The following is an 8,049-nucleotide window of genomic DNA, read 5'->3' on the forward strand; positions in this document are numbered from 1 at the left end:
GCCCGCCGATCTATTCGCCTCGTACCCAACGATCATCAACATGGATCCGCCGGGGCTGAACAAACGTCGCAAGCTCATCTCCAACGCTTTCAATCCGCGAGCGATCGCCAAGCTGGAGGACGGGATCCGGGCCCGCGCGGCGCGGATGATCGACGACCTCCTCGCCAAGCGGGAAGGCGACTGGATCGAGGATGTCGCCGACGCGCTGCCGATGTCCGTCATCGGCGACATCATCGGCATACCGGAGGAAGATCGGCCGCGGGTCTTCGATTGCCTGGACCGCATCCTGAAGTCCCGGACGCCCGAAGGGCAGCTCAACCGGAAGCAGGACGTCGATCACTTCGCCTGGATCTTTGGCTACGCCATGGAGCTGACGGCAGAGAAGCGGCGGAACCCGACCGACGACATCTGGAGCACATTGGCATCCGCGGTGATTACCGGTGACGACGGCGAGCAGTTCAGTCTGCCCGAGAACGAGTTGGAGTTCTTTTTCTTTGTGTTGGCCTTCGCCGGTAGCGACACCACCAAGAACGCGTTGGCCATCGGCCTGCAGGCATTCGTCGCCAACCCGGACCAGATTGAGCGTTACCGCGAAGAAGAGTCATGTCGGTCCAGCGCCGTCGAGGAGGTGCTGCGCTGGGCTTCACCGGTGGCTTACTGGACTCGCACCGCCAAGGTCGATATCGAGATGGATGGTCAGCACATCCCCAAAGGTGAGCGTGTGGTCTCCATGCTGCGGTCGGCCAACCGCGACGAGGAGGTCTTCGACCGACCGTTCACCTTCGACATCGCTCGCCAACCCAATCCGCATGTCGCTTTTGGCGGTGGCGGGCCACACCACTGCCTGGGCGCCATGCTGGCCCGCGCCGAGCTGCGCGCGGTCTTCGACGAACTGCTGTTGCGCGGTGACCGGATCGCCCTCGGCGAGGCCAAGGTCACCTATCCAAATCTGACCACCAACATGTCGATCTACGACGAGATGGCCATCACGCTGGCCGAACGGTAGTCAGTCCACGATCCGCAACGCGGCCTTCGGGCACTGGTCCACCGCCGCGCGCACGTCTATCTCCAAGTGCTCCGGGACTTCACCGTCCGCCACATGCACGACGTCGGCGTCCCCGATCTCGAATACGTCCGGCGCCAGCGATTCGCAGAATCCGCTTGCCTCGCATGATGTCTCGTCAACGATCACCCGCATCGATTGCTCCTCTTCCGAATCGTCCGGCTCACAGGCCCTTGGGCCGGGTGCCGATCACCCCGGCAGACGCCAAATTCGCGATGTCCTGATCATTCAACCCGCACAGATCGCGCAGTACCTCTTCATTGTGCTCGCCGAGCGTCGGCGGCGGACGCATAAGCCAGTTGGGCCGTCCGTCGAGCGGAGCGAAGGGCGGCCGCGGGTAGCGGCCCGGGCCGGTGCGCGGGTGGTCGAGCGGCTCGAGAAACCCACGGTCATTGAGTTGCGGGTTCTCGGTGACCAGCGACGGCGACACCACGGGTGCGGCGGGAATACCCACGCCGGCAAGGCTTTCCACCGCGCAACCCAGATCCTGGCCGGCAAACCAGTCCTGCAGCCGACGATCGATGTCGTCGCCCCCCTCGCGCCGTCCGGCGACGGTCCCGTAGCGGTGGTCCTCCGTCCAGGACGGCCGGCCCATCAGGTCGACAAGCGAGCGCCACTGCTGGTCGGTGCCGACGGTGACGGCAATCCAATCGTCGTCGCCCGCGCAGCGGTAGAGATTCTGGACGCCACGGCCATGACCGCGGTTGCCGCGGCGGCTCAGCGTGACCCCGAATACCTCGGCCTCGATCGGCTGAATTGCGGTGGCGTTCAACACCGTTTCGATCATCGGCAGTTCGACGAGCTGGCCGACTCCGGTGCGCTCGGCGAAGTTCAGCGCAGCAAGCACCGCGAACGCGGCATGCACGCCGGCCAGCGGATCGCAGGCGCCCCTCGGCGGGACAGGTGGACCGTCGGCCAAACCGGTGACCCAGGCCAGCCCGGCAATCTGCTCCATCGTTGGCGCAAAACCGACCCGGTCACGCCACGGGCCGTCCAGCCCGAACGCCGGCATCCGGGCCATCACCAGCCGCGGGTTAACCGCCAGCAAAGCGTCCGCGGTGAGTCCGAAGTGGTCCATCACCCGCGCGGAGAAATTCTCGATCACCACGTCGGCGTCGGCGACCAAGCCGGTGAACAGCCGGCGGCCTTCGTCAGACCCCAAATCCAGAGTTACCGAACGCTTGTTGGTGTTCATGGCGTGGAACACCCAGCCGTACTCCCACCAATCGTCGACATCTTTGCGCATGCCGCCGGAGTACCGGATGCCGTCGGGACGCTGGATCGACTCCACCTTGACCACGTCGGCGCCGAACGCCGCGAGCAGGTGCGTCGCGGCGGGCCCGGCCCAGAACGCGGTCAAGTCGACGACGCGAAGGCCCTCGAGAGGCAGCCGAGGCTCCGCCGACCGTACGTCGCGGTCGCGCTCGGGCCAGGACGGGGTGTTATCGGCCTCGCCCAACGACGGCGCGCTGCGCAGCGACGCGGACCGGCAGCGCGACATCAACCACGGCGTGCGGGGCTGGTGAAAGCCCGCCGGGTTGCGCACGAACGCCCCGCGCTCCGTCGCGTAGGCCGTGTCCCGAACTGTGGCGCCGTTGCCCAACGCCGCGATCGGCAGCCGGAACAGCTGCCCGAGTTCGACGACTTCCTCGACGGTGCGTTCGGCCAGCCAGGGACGGATCCGGTCCCGGATGAAGTCGCGGTATTCCCATCGGCCGATCTGAAAGCTCAGCTGCGGAATCTCGGTCAGCTCGGGGCAGTCGACCATCGCCGCGAAATCGAGCCACTGCTGGCCGGTGACCATGGTGATCCCGATGTAGCCGTCCTTGGCCGGCTCGATCGACGGCACTTCGACCGTGCGCGACACCGGCGGCGCTTGCAGCAGCTGGGAGTGCAGCCATTCACCACTTTGCATCAGCGTGATCGCTTCCAGCATGGACAAATCCAGATGTTCGCCGCGACCGCCACGCTCGACGCGGCGGCGCAGCGCCAGCGCGCCGAACGCGGCGCACGCCCCGCCCATGTACTCCCCGAGATCGCCGCCGATCGCAATCGGCGGGCCGGCCGGATCGCCGCGGAATCCGGTTAAGCCCGACCACGCCTGCAGCGTGAATTCACTGGCGGCACGCTCGGCGTAGGGACCGGACCAGCCGAAGTCGGAGATCGTGACGACGACCGCCCCCGGGTTATCCGCCAGCAACCGCTGCGGATCGATGCCGAGATCGGACGCCCGGACCCGGGTGGCCGTCACCACGACGATATCGGCGCCGGCAAGTTCTTCGTGGAAACGCTCGTCGGACCGTGTGCCCGCGGCGGACCAGGTCAGGCCACGTTTGCCGGCATTGAGATAGCCGAACAGGGGCGAATCCGTCCCGTCCGGCATCGGTGAGCAGCTGGCGCTGAATCGCCGCAACGGATCCCCTTGTGGCGGTTCTATTTTCCTCACCTCAGCGCCGGCATCGACCAACAGCTTCCCGCAGTAACCGCCGGCGATCCGGTCGCTGATCTCGACAACGCGGACGTCGTCCAGCGGCGTTGGTCGGCTGTCCTGCTCGCTGCTCAACCTGTATCCGTCTACATCGTCGGGTTGTTGTCTATACCATCTTAGTAACTTTGCCGCTCGGCGCTTCGACCAAAGTTGAACCGGCCACTTGACCTGCGCGGCTATTATGCCATTACTGCTAAGATTGCAGTAAATGGAGTTCGCGGGTGCGGCGGCCGTGGCTCTGTCCGATCGTTTCGCTGCTGGAATCGGATGACTGCGCTGGGAATTGGCCCCGAGGCTCGACGCCGCTTGTCGGCGCCGAGGATCGCCGAGATCGTCGCCGATGAGTTGCGGCGCCAGATCATCGACGGCGAACTGGCCGACGGCGATTTGCTGCCGCGGCAGGAAGTCCTCGTCGAGCAGTTCAATGTCAGCCTGGTCTCACTGCGAGAGGCGCTGCGCATCCTGGAGACCGAAGGGCTGGTGTCGGTCCGGCGCGGCAACCGCGGTGGTGCGGTCGTGCACGCTCCGGCAAAGACCAGCGCTGCCTACATGTTGGGTCTGCTGTTGCAGAGCGAGTCGGTTGTCGTCGCCGATCTGGGGACGGCGATATTAGAGCTCGAACCTGCGTGCGCGGCATTGGCGGCTCAACGACCCGACCGCGCCGACACCATCGTCCGCGAGCTCAAAGAGATCAACGACGCGATGGCCGCACACCTGGAGGACGGACCCGAATTCACCGAAATCGGCCGTAAATTCCACGATTCCGTCGTGCGCGGCTGCGGAAACCGCACGATCATCGCCGTGGTCGGCACCCTGGAGACGTTGTGGACGAGTCACGAACAGCAATGGGCCGACGAGAGCGCGGCTAAAGGCACCTACCCCTCGCTGGCCAAACGTCGCGCCGTGCTCAACACCCACGTCAAGTTGGCCGAGATGATCGAGGCAGGTGACGTCGATCGGGCACGTCGCGTATCTGCCCGGCACCTTTCCGACACGCAGAGCCACGTGTTGGCCGCGGGCCCCGACCAACGGATCTATGCGTTGTCACCGCAAGCGCTGTCGCGCCCGCGGGACAATCGCCACCTGTAGATCGCGGACGAGCGTGCGAACCGCGCTGGTCACCGGCGGCAGTGGCGGAATCGGCAAGGCCTGCGCGGGCAGACTGTGCGAACTGGGTTACGACGTCGTGTTGTCGGCCCGCCGTGAGGGCCCGCTACGAGCGGCCGCCGACGAGATCGGGGCACGTTTTATCGCTGCCGATGCCTCTGATCCCGTCGGCTTCGCCCAAGCGATCAGCCCCTTGGAGACAATCGATTTGGTGGTACACGCCGCCGGAACGCTCGGTGGGACCTACGCACGTAAGCAGACTTTTGAGCAATGGCAGACGATCATCTCGGCAAACCTGGATTCCTGCTTCGTAGTCACCGCGGCCGTGCTGCCGCGCATGCGGGCCGGGTCACGGCTGGTGTTCATCTCGTCCTCCGCGGCACACGAGCCGATGATGGCGCGGACCGCATACTCGGCGTCCAAGGCGGGGATGAACGCATTCGCCCGGGCGCTGGCACTCGAAGTCGACCGAGACGGTATCGCGGTGCATATCGTGACGCCAGGACCGGTGGAAACCGAGATGCTGCAGGATGTTCCGTTCGAGATGAACGCGATTCAGGTGTCTGATGTAGCCCAAGCCGTGGCGTGGCTTGACACCGTGGACCCGTCGGTCGACCTGCCGGAGATCAGGCTGCACGCGGTGCGCCGCGGGCCCTTTGCCCGCGAGCCCGTTGTGCCCACCGAGGCTCGCCGGCGGGCGGCACAGCACCGATAAGCGGACGGGCTTATCCCGGGAAGGCTTTGATCACCGTCTCGCCGAATTCGTGTAGCGATTCCGGGACGGCGAAATCGGCGAACCAGACATAGAACCGCTCGACGCCCTGGTTAGCCAGGCCGGTGAAATGCCCGATCAACTCGTCGGCGTCGCCGCATACCAGTCCGGAGCCGAGGTTACCGAATCGCCGGGTGCTCACCTCCCGCACAGCGTTAGGGTCGCTGTCTTTGCGCACGAAGCCCACCATCTGCTGAACCGACACCCGAGCGGACCCGGTGGCGGGGGCCAACCGCGCCAGCCGATCCAGATGGTTGGCCGGTATGTTCCACCAATCCGCATATCTGCGAACAAGTTCCATCATCCGGCGCCCGGTGCCGCCGAGGATCAGCGGTATCCGATGGTCGGGCAACGGGAATTGCCTGCGGTCCGGCGCCTCGTCGCGCCCCCAATACTGCATGATCAGGCCCAGATGCCGCTCGAGTTGCTCGCCGCGCGTTACCGGATCTTCTTGGCCGACATCAAATCTGGCAAACTCAGCAGGCCACGAGCCGGAGCCGAGACCGAGCTCGAACCTGCCGTCCGAGGCCTCAGACAAGGTGACAGCCTGTTTGGCCAGCACTGCCGGATGGCGAAATGCGTCGCAGAGCACCAAATGACCGATTCGCAACCGCTCGGTCTTGGCGGCTACCCAGCTGGCGACGCTCATTGCCTCCCAAATGCTTTCATCCCGCAGCCCGGGAGCCTCGAGGTGGTCGATGAACGCCACTCCGCTGAACCCACTGGCTTCGGCGTGGCGCGATCGCTCCACGATGTCGGCGACCGGCATTCTCACTTGCGGCAGGAACAGGTACCACTCGGCCATAGCTGAACACCATACGGAGCCGCCCGGTACACCGGACCAGCGATTGACGTCTGTCGCGCTAGTTTACTATTTTTATTATGTTAGGGGCCTTATGGACGTCGGACTGAATTCCGGTCAGCTGGCGCTGCGCGACAGCGTGCGTGACGTCCTGCGCGCCGAGTGCCCGCCCGGAGTCGCCCGGCAGGCGCTGACCGACCCAGAACGCTGGCGCACCGTGTGGAAGACGGTCGTCGACCTCGGCTGGACCGAACTCGCCGTGCCCGCCGACGGCGGCGACGATTCCAATGGCTCCTTCGGCCGTGTCGATCTCGCTGTCGTTCTCGAGGAATGCGGTGCGGCCATCGCCCCCATCCCGTTGCTGTCCAGCATCGGTCTGGCGGCAGGTGTCCTGCGGGTCGCCGGTCCCGCGGTTGCCGACGTGCTGGCTGACGTCGGCGGCGGTGTGGTGGCCGCGTTGGCGGCTCACCCGCCCGGTTGTCGGCTGCCGGGTGTGCCGATGACCCTGCAGAGCGGGCGCCTGCACGGGCGTGCGGTCGCGGTGACCGGCCTGCCCCGGGCGGAACTGATCGTCACCTTGGCCTCGTCAGCTGACGGGCCGGTCGCCGCCGTGGTCCGCGTCGGCGACGGCGTGGCCGTGAAAGCCGCGGAGTGCACGGATCCCGCACAGCCCGTCGCCGACGTCGAAATCGACACGGAACCCGTCGTCACCGCGCCGGTCGATGTGGAATCGGCGCTGGCGACACCCCTGATCGCGATGGCCGCCGACCTCGTCGGAGTGGCCGACGCGGCGCTGGCCCGCTCGGTCGAGCACGCGAAATCACGACAGCAGTTCGGCAAGCCGATCGGCACATTCCAGGGAATCAAGCACGCCTTGGCCGACAACTACGTCGCCCTGGAGCGCGCCCGCAGCCTCACCTACGCGGCGGCAGCGCGCCTCGACGATCCCGCGACGTCGCCCGCGGCCGGCTGGACCGCTGCGGGGCTCGCGAAAGCGGCGGCATCGGAGGCGGCGGTCGGATGCGCCCGCACCGCGGTTCAGGTCCACGGCGCATTGGCGCAGACCTGGGAGCATGACATGCACTTGTATCTGCGGCACGCGTGGCAAGGTGCCTCGACGCTGGGAGACAGCCGAGCGCTCTACCACGCAATTGGTCGGCGCTTCGCGGGGGGCGCCGCATGATGTCCTCGAGCGTGGTGGGCGAGTTCTCGGCGTGGCTGACGGACTTCCTGCCGGACGACTACTACGACCGCTACCGCGAGTATCGCTGGGACCTCGACTTACGACGCGGTTACCAACGCGCCGCGTTCGAGGCGGGGTGGTTGCAGCCGACCTGGCCGCGCGAGCATGGCGGTCGGTCGTTGGGCCTGGCCGACGCGATGGAGGTCCGGCTGGAAGCCGCGATGCGATCGGCACCTAAGCTGCCGAACATCGCCGGCCCCGGTGTTGCGGCGCCGGGGATCCGCCAGTTCGGCACCGCCGAGCAAATCGACCGTCTGCTGGTCCCGCTGCTGCGCGGCGACGAGTGGTGGGCGCTGGGCATGTCCGAGCCGGAAGCCGGATCCGATTTCGCCGGCCTGCGCACCCGCGCCGTACGCGACGGCGACGTGTTCCGGGTCAAGGGCAGAAAGATCTGGACCACCCAGGCACACCTTTCGCGATGGTGCACGCTGTACGCGCGCACCGATCCGGACGCACCCAAGCACCGCGGAATCTCTTGCCTGATCCTCGATCTCGAGTCCCCCGAGGTGACCATCGAACCCATTCGCATGGCGTCGATCTCCGACGAGACGTTCTGCGAGGTCTTCCTCGACGA

The 8,049-nt window shown here is 66.3% G+C and carries 8 protein-coding genes; 5 read left to right on the forward strand and 3 right to left on the reverse strand.

Going from position 1 to position 8,049, the window contains the following annotated elements; translation table 11 throughout:
* A partial coding sequence (locus tag VNW74_RS20880) for a cytochrome P450 (RefSeq protein ID WP_325680296.1) occupies positions 1-1,006 on the forward strand: 1,006 nt, incomplete at its 5' end.
* Here VNW74_RS20880 and VNW74_RS20885 read toward each other — a convergent pair.
* Positions 1,007-1,198 carry a ferredoxin gene (locus VNW74_RS20885; protein WP_325680298.1) on the reverse strand — a complete coding sequence of 64 codons (192 nt, stop codon included), beginning with the start codon at positions 1,196-1,198 and terminating at the stop codon, positions 1,007-1,009. It lies immediately after the preceding gene.
* Positions 1,199-1,226: 28 nt separating this feature from the next.
* A complete protein-coding gene (locus VNW74_RS20890) occupies positions 1,227-3,626 on the reverse strand; it encodes a CoA transferase (protein WP_325680300.1) in 2,400 nt (799 codons plus the stop codon).
* A gap of 192 nt (positions 3,627-3,818) precedes the next feature.
* Here VNW74_RS20890 and VNW74_RS20895 point away from each other — a divergent pair, with 192 nt between their 5' ends.
* Entirely contained in the window at positions 3,819-4,640 is an 822-nt protein-coding gene (locus VNW74_RS20895; RefSeq protein ID WP_325680302.1) for a FadR/GntR family transcriptional regulator, read from the forward strand.
* Between the two features lie 13 nt (positions 4,641-4,653).
* A complete protein-coding gene (locus VNW74_RS20900; protein ID WP_325680304.1) occupies positions 4,654-5,373 on the forward strand; it encodes an SDR family oxidoreductase in 720 nt (239 codons plus the stop codon).
* 10 nt (positions 5,374-5,383) lie between these two features.
* Here VNW74_RS20900 and VNW74_RS20905 read toward each other — a convergent pair whose 3' ends face one another.
* Positions 5,384-6,235 (reverse strand): LLM class flavin-dependent oxidoreductase, encoded by an 852-nt coding sequence (locus VNW74_RS20905; protein WP_325680306.1) that lies wholly within the window; start codon positions 6,233-6,235, stop codon positions 5,384-5,386.
* Positions 6,236-6,326: 91 nt separating this feature from the next.
* On the opposite strand from VNW74_RS20905, the gene VNW74_RS20910 reads away from it, so the two are divergent.
* On the forward strand, positions 6,327-7,415 hold the full coding sequence (locus VNW74_RS20910) for an acyl-CoA dehydrogenase family protein (RefSeq protein WP_325680308.1): 1,089 nt from the start codon (positions 6,327-6,329) through the stop codon (positions 7,413-7,415).
* On the forward strand, positions 7,415-8,049 hold a 635-nt coding region (locus tag VNW74_RS20915; protein ID WP_414686736.1), incomplete at its 3' end, for an acyl-CoA dehydrogenase family protein. The genes VNW74_RS20910 and VNW74_RS20915, both read left to right, overlap by 1 nt.

This window comes from Mycobacterium sp., assembly GCF_035570115.1.
Classification (GTDB): domain Bacteria; phylum Actinomycetota; class Actinomycetes; order Mycobacteriales; family Mycobacteriaceae; genus Mycobacterium.